This is a genomic window from Curtobacterium sp. PhB137 (assembly GCF_003814955.1).
Classification (GTDB): Bacteria; Actinomycetota; Actinomycetes; order Actinomycetales; family Microbacteriaceae; genus Curtobacterium.
In genome coordinates this window covers 235,127-249,876 of record NZ_RKQO01000004.1, presented here as the reverse complement: position 1 = coordinate 249,876, position 14,750 = coordinate 235,127, and the positions used below count along the sequence as shown (strand labels likewise).

13 protein-coding genes are annotated in these 14,750 nt (G+C 69.4%); 10 read left to right on the top strand and 3 right to left on the bottom strand.

The features are described 5' to 3' along the window. Nucleotides 1–117: 117 nt before the first annotated feature. From EDF28_RS01415 to EDF28_RS01405, 3 genes are all read left to right on the top strand, one after another. Nucleotides 118–309, top strand: a complete 192-nt coding sequence (locus tag EDF28_RS01415) for a hypothetical protein (protein ID WP_123936942.1) — start codon at nt 118–120, stop codon at nt 307–309. Between the two features lie 52 nt (nt 310–361). After that, complete coding sequence (locus EDF28_RS01410) at nt 362–1,480, top strand: GuaB3 family IMP dehydrogenase-related protein (protein WP_123339491.1); 1,119 nt, start codon at nt 362–364, stop codon at nt 1,478–1,480. Nucleotides 1,481–1,545: 65 nt separating this feature from the next. After that, complete coding sequence (locus tag EDF28_RS01405; protein ID WP_123936941.1) at nt 1,546–3,432, top strand: glycerol-3-phosphate dehydrogenase/oxidase; 1,887 nt, start codon at nt 1,546–1,548, stop codon at nt 3,430–3,432. Nucleotides 3,433–3,442: 10 nt separating this feature from the next. Here the strand turns inward: EDF28_RS01405 and EDF28_RS01400 are convergent, their stop codons facing one another. Then, on the bottom strand, nt 3,443–3,946 hold the full coding sequence (locus EDF28_RS01400) for a hypothetical protein (protein WP_123936940.1): 504 nt from the start codon (nt 3,944–3,946) through the stop codon (nt 3,443–3,445). A 75-nt stretch (nt 3,947–4,021) separates the two neighbouring features. On the opposite strand from EDF28_RS01400, the gene EDF28_RS01395 reads away from it, so the two are divergent. The 5 genes from EDF28_RS01395 to guaA are packed head-to-tail and all read left to right on the top strand — an operon-like array spanning nt 4,022 to nt 8,826. Further along, nucleotides 4,022–4,552, top strand: a complete 531-nt coding sequence (locus EDF28_RS01395) for a cation:proton antiporter regulatory subunit (RefSeq protein WP_071260110.1) — start codon at nt 4,022–4,024, stop codon at nt 4,550–4,552. Nucleotides 4,553–4,555: 3 nt separating this feature from the next. Continuing rightward, nucleotides 4,556–6,007, top strand: a complete 1,452-nt coding sequence (locus EDF28_RS01390) for a cation:proton antiporter (RefSeq protein ID WP_123936939.1) — start codon at nt 4,556–4,558, stop codon at nt 6,005–6,007. Nucleotides 6,008–6,012: 5 nt separating this feature from the next. Continuing rightward, entirely contained in the window at nt 6,013–6,792 is a 780-nt protein-coding gene (locus EDF28_RS01385; protein ID WP_123339494.1) for an SURF1 family cytochrome oxidase biogenesis protein, read from the top strand. Between the two features lie 10 nt (nt 6,793–6,802). After that, the gene (locus EDF28_RS01380) at nt 6,803–7,249 is read left to right on the top strand and encodes a DUF3817 domain-containing protein (RefSeq protein ID WP_111083416.1); all 447 of its coding nucleotides are present in this window, start codon (nt 6,803–6,805) and stop codon (nt 7,247–7,249) included. After that, nucleotides 7,246–8,826, top strand: a complete 1,581-nt coding sequence (gene guaA / locus EDF28_RS01375; protein ID WP_123936938.1) for a glutamine-hydrolyzing GMP synthase — start codon at nt 7,246–7,248, stop codon at nt 8,824–8,826. The genes EDF28_RS01380 and guaA overlap by 4 nt, the downstream gene beginning before the upstream one ends. 306 nt (nt 8,827–9,132) lie before the next feature. On the opposite strand, the gene EDF28_RS01370 is transcribed toward guaA, so the two are convergent. Continuing rightward, complete coding sequence (locus tag EDF28_RS01370; protein WP_123936937.1) at nt 9,133–10,005, bottom strand: Bax inhibitor-1/YccA family protein; 873 nt, start codon at nt 10,003–10,005, stop codon at nt 9,133–9,135. A 36-nt stretch (nt 10,006–10,041) separates the two neighbouring features. Next, entirely contained in the window at nt 10,042–11,049 is a 1,008-nt protein-coding gene (locus EDF28_RS01365) for a DUF817 domain-containing protein (protein WP_123936936.1), read from the bottom strand. Between the two features lie 106 nt (nt 11,050–11,155). Between EDF28_RS01365 and EDF28_RS01360 the strand changes: the two genes are divergently transcribed. Together EDF28_RS01360 and EDF28_RS01355 are read left to right on the top strand one after the other, a co-directional pair. Continuing rightward, entirely contained in the window at nt 11,156–12,166 is a 1,011-nt protein-coding gene (locus tag EDF28_RS01360) for a glycerophosphodiester phosphodiesterase family protein (protein WP_123293190.1), read from the top strand. 12 nt (nt 12,167–12,178) lie between these two features. Next, complete coding sequence (locus tag EDF28_RS01355) at nt 12,179–14,623, top strand: ATP-dependent helicase (protein WP_123936935.1); 2,445 nt, start codon at nt 12,179–12,181, stop codon at nt 14,621–14,623. Nucleotides 14,624–14,750: the final 127 nt, after the last annotated feature.

Below are 14,750 nucleotides of genomic sequence, written 5' to 3'. Positions count from 1 at the left end.
GCGCCGCACGGCCCCGCTCCTGCATGCGGTTGTCTGTTGGCCCACCCCGGTGCGTGGCCGGCTCCGGTTCTGCCGGGAGGCCCGCCCCGCGTCCGCCGGGTCGGTATCGTTCCGCAGGTGCAGAGACTGTCGGCGGGCGCGATGGACGCCCTGGTGTGGGTGGTCTTCATCGCGCTGTTCGTCGGTGCGGCGCTGCTCGTGAAGGTGGCGGCTGCGCTCCTGGTTGTGCTCGTGGTGCTCGCGCTCCTGCTCGGCTTCGTGTTGCGGGTGCTCCGCAAGCGACGCCGGACACCGCGCCGCCCCCGCTGACCGCACCGTCCGGTCCGTGCACGCCCCCGGACCTGCCCGGTAGGCTTGCCGGGTGAGCGAAGTCGAGATCGGTGCAGGCAAGCGCGGACGTCGGGCGTACGCGTTCGACGACATCGCGGTGGTCCCCTCCAGGCGCACGCGTGACCCGCGCGACGTCAGCGTGCAGTGGTCGATCGACGCGTTCACCTTCGCGTCGCCGATCCTCTCCGCGCCGATGGACTCCGTGTCCTCGCCGGCCACGGTCATCCAGATGGGCAAGCTCGGCATCCTGGGCGTCCTCGACCTCGAGGGGCTGTGGACCCGCTACGAGGACCCGACGCCCTACTACGACGAGATCAAGTCGCTCACCGACGGCAACGTCACGAAGCGCATGCAGGAGATCTACTCCGAGCCGATCAAGCCGGAGCTGATCACCGCGCGCCTGGCCGAGATCCGTGCCGCCGGGGTGCCGGTCGCCGGCTCGCTCAGCCCGCAGCGCACGCAGGAGTTCTCGAAGACGGTCGTCGACGCCGGTGTCGACCTGTTCGTCATCCGCGGCACGACGGTCTCGGCCGAGCACGTGTCGCAGAACGAAGAGCCCCTCAACCTCAAGAAGTTCATCTACGAGCTCGACGTCCCCGTGATCGTGGGCGGTGCCTCGACGTACACGTCGGCGCTGCACCTCATGCGCACCGGTGCTGCCGGTGTCCTCGTCGGCTTCGGCGGCGGTGCTGCGTCCACCACGCGTGCCGCGCTGGGCATCCACGCGCCGATGGCCACCGCGGTCGCCGACGTCGCGGGTGCGCGTCGTGACTACCTCGACGAGTCGGGTGGCCGCTACGTGCACGTCATCGCCGACGGCGGTCTCGACACCGCCGGCGACATCGTCAAGGCGATCGCGGTCGGTGCGGACGCCGTCATGCTCGGCACCGCGCTCGCCCGTGCCACCGAGGCACCGGGCGGCGGCTTCCACTGGGGTGCCGAGGCGCACCACCCGGAGCTGCCCCGCGGCCGCCGGGTCGAGGTGGGCACGATCGCCCCGCTCGAGAACGTGCTGAACGGCCCGACCCCGACGTTCGACGGCCGCGCCAACCTCGTCGGTGCGCTGCGCCGCTCGATGGCGACGACCGGATACTCCGACGTCAAGGAGTTCCAGCGAGTAGAAGTGGTCGTGGCGCCGTACCACCAGTGATCCTGGTGGCACCCGCGCACCGACGCGGGTGACGCTTCGGCGCCGACCGTGACCCGGAGGCGACGATGGCGAAGTCCAGCACCACGAAGCAGACCAGTTCGGCCGGACGTCCTGGCGACGTCGTGCCGGGGGCGGGGTTCGACCCTGCGGCCAAGCTCGGCCCCGACGAACGCGCGGCGGCGATCGAGACCCTCAAGACGAAGGAACTCGACGTCCTGGTCGTGGGCGGCGGCATCGTCGGTGCGGGCAGTGCGCTCGACGCCGTCACCCGCGGCCTGACCGTCGGCATCGTCGAGGCGCGTGACTGGGGTTCCGGCACGTCGAGCCGTTCGTCGAAGCTCGTGCACGGTGGCATCCGCTACCTGGAGCAGCTGAACTTCGGGCTCGTGCGCGAGGCCCTCATCGAACGCGGCCTGCTGCTGCAGCGGATCGCCCCGCACCTGGTGAAGCCGGTGCGCTTCCTCTACCCGCTCAACCACCGCGTGTGGGAGCGGTTCTACATCGGCATCGGGATGGCGATGTACGACGCCTTCAGCTGGTCCGGCGGTCGTCCGCCCGGGGTCCCGCACCACCGGCACCTCAGCCGCACGCAGGTGCTCCGTTCCATGCCGTCGCTCAAGAAGGACGCCTTCGTCGGCGGCATGACCTACTACGACGCCCAGGTCGACGACGCCCGCTACGTCGCTTCGCTCGTCCGCACGGCGGCGTCCTACGGTGCGCACGCCGCGAGCCGGATCCGGATCGAGGGCTTCATCAAGGTCGGGGAGCGCGTGGTCGGCGCCCAGGCCCACGACATCCAGACCGGCGAGCGGTTCGAGATCCGCGCGAAGCAGGTCGTGAACGCCACGGGCGTCTGGACGGACGACACCCAGGCGATGATCGGCACCCGCGGGCAGTTCAAGGTGCGGGCGTCGAAGGGCGTGCACCTGGTCATCCCGCGCGACCGGTTCCAGTCGAACATGGGCATGATCCTGCGCACCGAGAAGAGCGTGCTGTTCGTGATCCCGTGGGGCCGGCACTGGCTGGTCGGCACGACCGACACCGACTGGTACCTCGACAAGGCACACCCGGCGGCGACCGCGGCCGACATCGACTACATCCTCGAGCACGTCAACAAGGTGCTCCGCGTCCCGCTCACCCGTGAGGACGTCGAGGGCGTCTACGCCGGCCTCCGTCCCCTGCTGGCGGGGGAGTCCGACCAGACCTCGAAGCTCAGCCGCGAACACGTGGTGGCGCACACGGTGCCCGGGCTCGTGGTGGTCGCCGGCGGCAAGTGGACCACCTACCGGGTGATGGGCAAGGACGCCATCGACGAGGCCGTCGCCGCGATGGACGGCAAGATCCCGGCGTCGACGACCGAGGACATCCCACTGCTCGGCGCCGAGGGCTACCCGGCCGCGTGGAACCGCCGCGCACGGACCGCCCGCAGCTTCAACGTGCACAAGGTCCGCATCGAGCACCTGCTGAACCGCTACGGCACCCTGGCCACCGAGGTGCTGCAGCTCGTCGAGCAGGACCCGACCCTGGCCGAGCCGCTGCCGGGAGCCGACGACTACATCGGTGCCGAGGTCGTGTACGCCGCCTCGCACGAGGGGGCCCTGCACCTGGAGGACGTCCTCGCCCGCCGCACCCGCATCTCGATCGAGGCCTGGGACCGTGGTGAGTCGGCGGCCCCGGTCGCCGCGAAGCTCATGGCCGACGTGCTCGGCTGGGACCAGGAGACCACCGAGCACGAGGTGTCGAACTACCTGAAGCGTGTGGCCGCGGAACGCGAGTCGCAGCTGCAGCCCGACGACGAGAGCGCGGACCGAGTGCGGCTCGAGGCACCGGACATCGCGTTCGGCTTCGACGAGGACGACGTCGTCGTGGGCGGCGGCCGCAGCAGCGGCGCGGAGGGCGCGAAGGCGTCCGACGAGCAGGTGGTGGGGGAGAAGACGAGCGAGCCGGAGTAGCGACCGTCCGTCAGGCGGCGCGCGCCCGCAGGGCGGCGCGGCGCACGTGCACCGCCTGGCCGACGACGAGCACGACCGGCACCGCGATCAGCGCGACGAGACTCGTGACGTACAGCACACCGGCCCAGATGGTGTGGTCGCCGCCGCCGATCCCGTAGCCGTCCGCGATGTCCATGCCGAGTGCGAACCCGCTCCAGAACGACGCCGGAGCACCGAACGCCACGACGGCGAGCAGCACCGTCGCCATCACGTGTGCGGTGGCGCGGGTGATCAGCAGCAGCACGGAGAGTCCGGCGGCGAGCAGGACACCGACCGCGCCGACCACGATGACGATCACCGTGTCGGTCAGCACCGAGAAGCCCTGGCGGGTGAGCTCGGCGTGGATCTGCGCGAGCGACTGCCCCGGCACCGCGCCGAGCGGATCGAGCACGAGCGCATTGAGCGCCAGCAACCCCGCGTACAGTGTGACGACCAGCGTCCCGACGACCCCGACGACGATCCGAGTTCTCCCCATCCACAGAACAGTAGCGACCGGAATGCGCGGGGCCGTGCGGTGGTTAGCATGGGCGTACTCGAAAAGGGAGCCATCATGGTCGACGTCCATCGCGTCAAACTCCCCGGAGTCGGCGTGCTGCACAGCTTCTACACCGACGACGGTGGCAAGTGCGGTGTCATCACGCACCGGTCGGGTCACTCCGACCTCATCTCGTTCGCCGACGTCTCCGACGGCGCGGACAAGTCCGAGAAGGTCTCGCTGCGCCTCAGCGAGGACGAGGCGCACACCCTCGCCGAACTCCTGGGCGGCACCCGGATCACCGAGGGCCTCGACAAGCTCGACGAGATCCCCGGGCTGTCCATCGACTGGTTCTCGGTCGACTACGACGACGCGATCGCCGGCAAGCCGCTCGGCGACCTGCACGACTCCGGCTTCATCGGCCTGACCGTCGTGGCCGTCGTCCGTGGCGACAGCGCCAACCCGGCACCCTCGCCGGACTTCGTCGTCTTCCCCGGTGACACCATCGTCGTCGCCGGTTCCCCCGAGAAGGTCGCCAAGGCCTTCTCCTTCTACCGCAGCGGAGAGCTTGCGGCCGCATCGGCCGAGGCCCCGCGGAAGAGCTAGCGCATGCACCTGGGCGGTGAACTGCTCACCATCGGTGTGCTGTTCGTCATCGCCTACGTGCTCGGGCGGCTCGGCAAGACCATCGGTCTGCCGGCGATCCCGATCTACATGATCGTCGGGCTCATCGCGAGCCCGCACACGCCGTGGATCGGCCTGAACGTCGAGTCGCACACGATCGAGCTCATCGCGACGTTCGGGCTCATCCTGCTGCTGTTCAACCTCGGGTTGGAGTTCGACCAAGAGGACTTCTACGGCAACGCCGGCAAGCTCCTGGTGTCCGGCGGCACCTACGTCGTCATCAACATGGGCGTCGGGTTCGCGTTCGGGTTCTCGCTCGGCTGGGGCACCCGGGAAGCCCTGATCATCGCCGGCATGACGGCCACCTCGTCGAGTGCGATCGTCACGAAGCTCCTCATCGAGCTGCGACGACTCGCGAACGACGAGACCCCGATGATCCTGGGCGTCACGGTCATCGAGGACGTCTTCATCGCCGTCTACCTGGCGATCGTGTCCGTCGTGCTGTCCGGCGACACCAACGCCTGGGCCGTCGTCGGCAAGCTCGCGCTCGCGTTCGGCTTCCTCATCGTGATGTTCACGCTCGCCCGGTTCGCCGGCAAGTGGGTCTCGAAGATCTTCGCGACGCGTGACGACGAACTCTTCACGGTGCTGTTCTTCGGGCTCGCCGTGATGTTCGGTGGCATCGGCGACCTGCTCGGCGTGACCGACGCCATCGGCGCGTTCGTCATCGGTCTGCTCTGCGGCGCCACCCGGTACCGCGACCGCATCGAACAGCTCGCCCTGCCGATGCGTGACGTCTTCGCCGCGTTCTTCTTCGTGAACTTCGGCCTCGGCCTCGACCTGTCGACCTTCGGCGAGGTGCTCTGGCCGGTCCTCGGTGCGATCGGCATGACGGTCGTGCTCAACGCGGTCGCCGGGCAGATCGTCGCGCGCATGAACGGCTTCAACGTCCAACAGGGGATCAACACCGCCGTGATCCTGGTGAACCGTGGCGAGTTCGCGCTGATCCTCGCGACGCTCTCGGCTGCCGCCGGACTGGAGGCCCGGATCACCGCGTTCGCGGGCCTCTACGTCCTCGTCATGGCGATCCTCGGGCCGCTGCTCGCGGTGAACTCGGAGCGGATCGGCCGCCTCGTGGTGCGCCCCGCCCGCCTCGCCCGCCTGCGCGGACGACTCGGTGGCCGCCGAGCGGTCGCAGCGGCTGCCGCCGCCGAGGCAGCGGAGGCCGAGGAAGCCGAAGCAGCGTCCGCCGCCGCGGTCCGCCGTGCCGAGCGGGACCGCCGGTTCGCAGAGGAGTTCGCGCTCGTGGAGGCCGCTGGCAGGGACGAGCAGGAGAATGGGTCACCGGAGGCGACCGACGAACCCGTCACGTCGCCCGTCGAGATCCCCACCGAGCGCCCCGAGCGTCCGGTCCGACAGCGCGATCCGGAGTACTGATACAGATGTGGGCCGTTGCCCGACGACCGAGGTGGATCGCGCTGCTGTTGCTGGCGCTCGTGCTCGCGGCGGTGTTCGCCGGGCTGGGCAAGTGGCAGCTCGAGCGGAGCATCGCCAACGGCAAGCCGCTGCCGGCGACCACCGAGACCCGCAAGACGCTCGATGCGGTCACCGCCCCGGAAGAACCCGCGAGCGAGACCATCGCCGGCCAGAAGGTCACCGTCACCGGCACGTTCGTCGCCGGCGACACCACGATCCTGACCGGCCGCACCGGGGGTGGGACGTACCAGACCGTCGGGCACTTGGTGGACTCGGATGGTGGGGCGAGCCTCCCGGTCGTCATCGGGTGGTCCGACCAACGGTCGGCCGCCGTCGCCGGTGGTGACCGCCTGACGGACGGGCAGACGCTCACGGTTCAGGGCCGGTACTACCCCGCCGAGTCGCCCGACCAGGACACCTACAAGCAGGCGGAGTACTCCGCCGTGGCACCCGCGCGCTTCGTGAACACGTGGAAGGCGTTCGACGACCGGATGTACCTCGGGTACGTCGTCGCCGACGGTGCCACCGCGCAGGCCGCCGACCTCGGCACCATCGCCGACCGGGCGCCGTCGCGCGAGGTCCAGTTCGACTGGCTGAACCTGTTCTACGCGATCGAGTGGGTCGTCTTCGCCGGCTTCGCGGTGTTCCTCTGGTACCGGTTCGTGAAGGACGCCTGGGAGCGCGAGGAAGAGGAGCGGCGTGAGGCTGCCCTCAGCGTCGACGGGGCACTCGCGGACCGACGGTAGGCTGGTCGTCATGGCCTTGACCGTCCGAACCCGCGACATCCCGAAGATCCCGGGTGCGGTGAAGTGGTACCGCGTCTCCGCGTACATCACCGGTGTGCTGCTGCTGGCCCTCGTGATCGAGGTCATCATCAAGTACACGCCGCTCCAACTCGAGATGCAGCTCGGCAACGGCCCGTTCTTCGTGCCGAACGGCACGGCCGGCGAAGCACCCGGCACGTTCAACCTGTCGATCGCGATCCTCATCGCGCACGGCTGGCTGTACGTCCTCTACCTCTTCACGGACTTCCGTCTGTGGAGCATCATGCGCTGGAAGCCCTCCCGCTTCCTGCTCATCGCCCTCGGTGGCATCATCCCGTTCATGTCCTTCGTGGTCGAACACCGCATGCAGCAGAAGGCCATGGACACCTACCACGAGCTGATCGCTGCCCAGCAGCGTGAGAAGGAGGCCGCTCGGTGAGCGAGACCGAACAGCGTCCCGTCCTCGTCGTCGACTTCGGGGCCCAGTACGCGCAGCTCATCGCGCGTCGGGTCCGTGAAGCGAACGTCTACAGCGAGATCGTCCCGCACTCCATCACGGCGGAGGAGATCCGCGCGAAGGACCCCGCAGCCATCGTGCTGTCCGGTGGTCCGTCGTCCGTGTACGAAGAAGGTGCACCGACCCTCGACGGCGACATCCTCGACCTCGGCGTCCCCGTGCTCGGCATCTGCTACGGCTTCCAGGCCATGGCGACCGCCCTCGGTGGCGAGGTCGCGAACACCGGCCTGCGTGAGTACGGCGCGACGTCCGTCGACGTCAGCGGCACCGACAGCGTCCTGCTCGGCGGGCAGCCCGGGTCCCAGGTCACGTGGATGTCGCACGGCGACTCCGTGGCGAAGGCCCCCGAGGGCTTCGAGGTCCTCGCGTCGAGCGCGTCGACCCCCGTCGCGGCCTTCGCGTCCGACGAGCGCAAGCTCTACGGCGTGCAGTGGCACCCCGAGGTGAAGCACTCCGAGCACGGCCAGGCCGTCCTCGAGAACTTCCTGCACCGCGCCGCCGGTCTGCCCGGCGACTGGAACTCGAGCAACGTCATCGACGAGCAGGTCGCCCGGATCCAGGCCCAGGTCGGGTCGAACCGCGTGATCGCCGGGCTGTCCGGCGGTGTCGACTCCGCCGTCGCCGCAGCCATCGTGCACAAGGCCGTCGGTGACCAGCTCACCTGCGTCTTCGTCGACCACGGGCTCCTCCGTGCCGACGAGCGCAAGCAGGTGGAAGAGGACTACGTCGCCTCCACCGGTGTCCGGCTCATCACGATCGACGCCGAGCAGCAGTTCCTCGACGCCCTCGCCGGTGTGAGCGACCCCGAGCAGAAGCGCAAGATCATCGGGCGCGAGTTCATCCGCACGTTCGAGGCCGCGGCCGAGGCACTCGTGCTCGAGGCGCGTGGGGACGGTGACGACGGCGAGGTCAAGTTCCTCGTGCAGGGCACCCTCTACCCCGACGTCGTCGAGTCCGGCGGCGGAGCGGGTACCGCGAACATCAAGTCGCACCACAACGTGGGCGGCCTGCCCGAGGACATGACCTTCGAGCTCGTCGAGCCGCTCCGTGCGCTCTTCAAGGACGAGGTCCGTGCCGTCGGTCGCGAGCTCGGCCTTCCCGAGGTCATCGTCGGCCGCCAGCCGTTCCCCGGACCGGGGCTCGGCATCCGCATCGTGGGTTCGGTCGACAAGCAGCGGCTCGAGCTGCTCCGCGCCGCCGACAAGATCGCGCGCGAGGAACTCTCCGCAGCGGGCCTCGACGGGGAGATCTGGCAGTGCCCGGTCGTCCTGCTCGCCGACGTCCGCTCCGTGGGTGTCCAGGGTGACGGCCGGACCTACGGGCACCCGATCGTGCTCCGTCCGGTCTCGTCCGAGGACGCCATGACCGCCGACTGGACGCGCCTGCCGTACGACGTGCTCGCGAAGATCTCGAACCGCATCACGAACGAGGTGCCCGACGTCAACCGGGTCGTGCTCGACGTCACGTCGAAGCCGCCGGGGACGATCGAGTGGGAGTGACGCTCCCCTGAACGACCGGAGGCCCGGCACGCCCTGCGTGCCGGGCCTCCGCGCGTCCGGGGGCGGCGCTGCCGGGGGAATGGGTGCTGCTGGGGGTGGTCGAGTGGCGACAACACCCCGCGGGCCCGGTGCCGAGCGGTCACGAACTGTCGATTGGCCCCGGCCCGGGCGACACTTCGTGACCACTCGCCGGGCGACCGGCGGGGTGTTGCGACCACTGGCGCTGCCGCCGCTCCCGCCCACAGCACCCCGGAAACGACGAAGGGCCCCGGCACAGCGCCGGGACCCTTCGTGGACGCGGTGGTGCTAGTTGCGCGCGCTGCTCGCGACGATGGCGAGGATGCGCAGGATCTCGAGGTACAGCCAGACGAGCGTCACGATGAGGCCGAACGCCGCGGTCCACGCGTAGATCTTCGGAGCGCCGCGCTGGACGCCCGTCTTGATCTGGTCGAAGTCGAGGATCAGCGAGTACGCCGCCATGACCACGACGAAGATGCCGATGAGGACGCCGAGCGGGATACCGAAGATCGTCGTGCCCATGAGCCCGAAGGCCGTGCTGGTGACGCCGGTCCACATCAGGACGAGGTTCACCAGCGAGAACGCCATGTACCCGACCATTGCGATCAGGAAGAAGCGGGTGGCCTTCGGGGTCGCACGGACCTTGCCCGACAGGAACAGGAGCAGCGTGACGCCGAACACCCCGAGCGTGCCGAAGACCGCCTGCGCGACGATGCCGTCCGCTTGCGGGAACGCGGTCTGGAAATAGTTCGAGATCCCGCCGACGAACAGGCCTTCGAAGAACGCGTACGTCAGCACCAGACCCGGCGACGGCTTCTTCTTGAAGGTGTTCACGAGCGCCAGGACGAACCCGACGACGGCGCCGACGATCCAGACGATCGGGGGCAGGTTCCAACCGGCCACCGCACCGACGAGCAGCACGCCGAAGGCGAGCAGCGTCTTGACGATGGTGTCCTCGTACGACATGCGGTCGGTGTCGACCGTCGATGCCGCCGGGCGGTCGTACATGTACTGCAGCTGCTCGGGGGTCATCCCGCCCTGTGCCTGCTGCGGGGTCTGTCCCCAGCCGGCCTGCTGCTGACCAGCGCCACGCCCGCCCCAGGTGTTGGGTCCCTGGGCGTTGAAGGCGGGGGACTGGTCGAAACCGGGCTTGAAGGCCATGGTGTCCTCTTCCTAGGAGATATGAGTCCTCTCAGCCTAGGTGCGCTCGGTCGCGGAAGGCTGAGGATTCGCGGCGAGCGGACGCGGGCCCGGAGGCCCTGACGACGGCAGCCTATGGGCACCCGCTGCGCGCGCGCCTCGAAGTCGTCGAGAGTCCGCCGTCCAACGCGCCGAGCCGGACGGCAGCGCCGAGCCCGACGGCACCGCCGGGTAGAGCCAGGTGACGAGCGCGACCGAGATCGTCATGAGCAGGAACCACGCGACGATCTTCGTCGGGGCCACCGGGTGCCAGACGGCGAGCTGCGCGGGGTAGCTCCACGCTCCGGCCCAGGTCGCGACGTTCTCGGCGAACCAGATGAACACGGCGACGAGTCCCATGGCGACGAGCACCGGCATGCGCATCGTCGATCGGTGGATCCGGACGCGCATGGTCGTGCGGGCGAAGAGCAGGACGATGAGTGCGAGCAGGACCCAGCGGGCGTCGGGCAGGAAGTGGTGCCCGAAGAAGTTCAGGTACACGCCGGCAGCGACGACGGCGAGCAGCCACTGCCGCGGGTACCGGTCGAACCGCAGGTCGAACAGGCGGTACACGCGGACCATGTACGACCCGACCGCGCCGTACATGAACCCGGAGAACAGCGGAACCCCGGCGATCACGAACAGCCCGCCGGGTTCGTACGACCACGAGCCCATGTGCGTCTTGAAGACCTCCATGGCGGTGCCGACGACGTGGAAGAGCAGGACGACCCGGAGTTCCCGCACGGTCTCGAGCCCGAACACGAGCATGCCGAGCTGCAGCAGCACCGCCACGACGGTCAGCGCGTCGTTCCGGAACGCCGCCGGCACGGTCAGCGAGGCCACGGCCATCGAACCGAGCAGCAGCGCCCCGAACGCGCACGCCCACGCCTGCTTCGCGCCGAACACCAGGAACTCGGTGACGAACAGCCGGACGGGCCGGTGCGGCTGGTGCCCGGCGTCGAGCAGTCGGCGGGCGGCACGGTCGATCCTGGCCTCGACGGCGGTGGAGAGCGATCGGACGGTCATGCAGCGATGGTCAGCGCCGATGCTGAGATGCACGGGCTCCGGCCGGGCGCGTGTGTCCCGCGACACAGGACGGTCCGCCGTCACCCTGGCCCAGTAGGGTCGCGCCATGACCCTCGTGATCGCCCACCGCGGTGCGTCCGGCTACCGCCCCGAGCACTCGCGGAGCGCGTACGAACTCGCCATCGAGCTCGGTGCCGACGCGATCGAGCCGGACCTGGTGCCCACGAAGGACGGCGTGCTCGTGCTCCGCCACGAGAACGAGGTGTCCGGCACCACCGACGTCGCGGACCACCCGGAGTTCCGGCACCTGCGCACGACGAAGACCGTCGACGGCCAGAGCCTGTCCGGCTGGTTCACCGAGGACTTCACCTGGGCCGAGCTGCAGACGCTCCGCACCCGGGAACGTCTGCCCGCCCTGCGGCCCGGGTCGGCCGAGCACGACGGCGAGGAGCCGATCCTGCGCCTCGAGGACCTGCTCGCGATCCTCGACGCCGCGCCTCGTCCGGTCGGGCTGGTCGCCGAGGTCAAGCACGCGGCGTTCTTCGACCGCGCGGGCTTCCCGATGGGCGAACTCGTCGACCGCACGCTCGGTGACGCCGGGTGGCGCCGTGACGAGCGGCTCACGGTCGAGAGCTTCGAGAAGGGCGTGCTCCGCGACCTGCGCGAGCGGCACACGGGTGGTCGGCTGGTGTACCTCCAGGAGGCCCGTGGCAGTGCCGCCGACGAGGTCGCGTCCCACGGATCGCTCGCCCCCACCTACGCCGCGGAGCGTTCCGAGGACGCGCTCGCGTCGTTCGCGACCGAGTTCCACGGCATCAGCGTCGACCTCGGCACGCTGATGGCCGGGGTGGACAGCGTCGCGCTCGAGGACCCGACGCCGGTCCGGAGCGCGATCGTCGACCGTGCGCACGCCGTGGGCCTCGCGGTGTACACGTGGACGCTCCGACCGGAGAACCGGTTCCTGCCCGGGCCGCTGCGCCGCGGTGGGGACGTCGCGGCCTTCGGCGACTGGGAGCGCTGGTACACCTCGGTGATCCGGACCGGCCTCGACGGGGTGTTCGCGGACCACACCGACCTGGCGGTCCTCGCCCGGTCGGCTGTCGGGGGTCCCGCTTAGACTGTCCCGAACATGACGATCGTGCTCGACCCCTTCGAATCGACGCCCGAGCCGGGCGCCGGTGCCCGTGCGTACGAAGACCCGTTCACCGCGGGTCTGAACCCCCAGCAGAAGGAAGCCGTCGAGTACCGCGGCGAGTCCCTGCTGATCGTGGCCGGTGCCGGATCCGGCAAGACGAGCGTCCTCACGCGCCGCATCGCGCTGCTGCTCGCCAACCGTGAAGCCTGGCCGTCGCAGATCCTCGCGATCACCTTCACGAACAAGGCCGCGGCCGAGATGCGTGAGCGCGTCCGGGCCCTGGTGGGTGGCGAGTCCGACGGCATGTGGATCTCGACGTTCCACTCGGCGTGCGTGCGCATCCTCCGGCGCGAGGCCGAGCGCTTCGGGTTCGCGCAGTCGTTCACGATCTACGACTCCGCCGACTCCAAGGCCCTGCTGAAGCGGATCATCAAGGACCTCGAGGCGGACACGCTCGGGCTCACGGTGGGCGCCGCGGCGTCGAAGATCTCGAAGCTCAAGAACGAGCTGCAGGACATCGACTCGTACGCGCGCAACATCAACGTGAACGACCCGCAGGAAGTCATGTTCACCGAGGTCTTCCGTCGGTACACGAACGACCTGCGCCGGGCGAACGCGTTCGACTTCGACGACCTCATCGGCCAGACCGTCTTCCTGTTCCGGGCGTTCCCCGAGGTCGCTGCGCTCTACCAGCGGCGCTTCCGCTTCATCCTGGTCGACGAGTACCAGGACACCAACCACGCGCAGTACTCCCTGATCCGCGAGCTCACGCGTCCGGTGCCGGTCGACCAGGTCGACAAGCTCGAGGACTCCGGCCAGCACGTCGCCCGCATGCGCGAGCGCGACGGGTCGATCGCCGGAGCGTCCCTGACCGTCGTGGGCGACTCGGACCAGTCGATCTACGCGTTCCGCGGGGCCGACATCCGCAACATCGTCGAGTTCGAGCGCGACTTCCCGAACTCCAAGGTGATCCTGCTCGAGCAGAACTACCGCTCGACGCAGACCATCCTCGACGCCGCGAACGCCGTCATCGCGAACAACTTCGACCGTCAGGCGAAGAACCTGTTCACCGACGTCGGCGCGGGCGAGAAGATCGTCGGCTTCACCGGGTACACCGGCCACGACGAGGCCCAGTTCGTCGCCGACGAGATCCAGCGCTTGCGCGAGGACGGCATGGACTACCGCGACATGGCGGTGTTCTACCGGACGAACTCGCAGACCCGTGCGCTCGAGGAGATCTTCATCCGTGCCGCGATCCCGTACCGGGTGCTCGGCGGCACGAAGTTCTACGAGCGCGCCGAGATCAAGGACGCCATGGCGTACCTGATCACCGTGGCGAACCCCGCCGACCCGATGGCGCTCCGTCGTGTGCTCAACGTGCCGAAGCGCGGCATCGGCTCCGTCACCGAGACGACCCTGCAGCGCTACGCCGACGAGCACGAGACCACGATGCGTGATGCCCTGCGGCACGCGGGTGAGCTCGGCTTCGGGCCGAAGGTGCGGAACGCCATCACTGAGTTCGCGGCGCTGCTGGACTCCGTGTCCGAGAAGGCCCCGACGCAGCCGGTCGTCGACACCCTGACCCAGCTGCTCGACGGCTCCCACCTGCTCGAGAACCTGCGGAAGTCGCCCGACGCGCAGGACGCCGCCCGGGCCGACAACATCGACGAGCTCGTGGCGGTGACGCGCGAGTTCCAGAAGAACAACCCCGAGGGCACGCTGACGGACTTCCTGACCGAGGTCTCGTTGGTCGCAGCGGCGGACGAGCTCGACGACTCGTCCGGCACGGTGTCGCTCATGACGCTGCACACGGCCAAGGGGCTGGAGTACGAGGCTGTGTTCCTGACCGGCGTCGAGGAAGACCTGCTGCCGCACCGGATGTCCGCGAACGAACCGGGTGGTCCGTCGGAGGAACGCCGGTTGTTCTACGTCGGCATCACCCGCGCGAAGAAGGTCCTGTTCCTGTCGCTGGCGATGACCCGCGCCCAGTTCGGTGACGTCAACGTCGCCATGCCGTCGCGCTTCCTGCAGGAGATCCCCGAGGGGCTCATCGAGTGGAAGCAGTCGCCGGGCATGGCGAACAGCCGTGGTGGCACGCAGCCCCGTGCGCTCAACGCGAAGCGCGAGGGCGGCATCGGCGGCGGCGGTGGCGGTGGTTACCGCGGCGGTGGCGGCTGGGGCGGTGGCTCGTACGACCGCGCGGCCGCTGCGTCGAAGACCCGCCCGAAGACCGAGTGGGCGAACCGGGTGTCCGGCCAGGTCCGCGACAACGGCGACATGGAACTCGTCGCCGGCGACCGGATCAAGCACGTCGACTTCGGCGAGGGCACCGTGTCGGCGGTGACCGGCCAGGGCGCGAAGCGCATCGCCGAGATCGCGTTCGACTCCGCGGGCCGCAAGAAGCTGCTCATCAAGATCGCGCCGATCGAGAAGCTCTAGCCAGAGCTGGCTGAACGTCCGTACACCCCGCCGGTTCCCCGGCGGGGTGCGTTCGTCGCGGGCACGAGGACGTCTCGCCACGCCCGAGACCTGGGAGTCCACCCCTGTTCGGGTGACACCGAAAAGC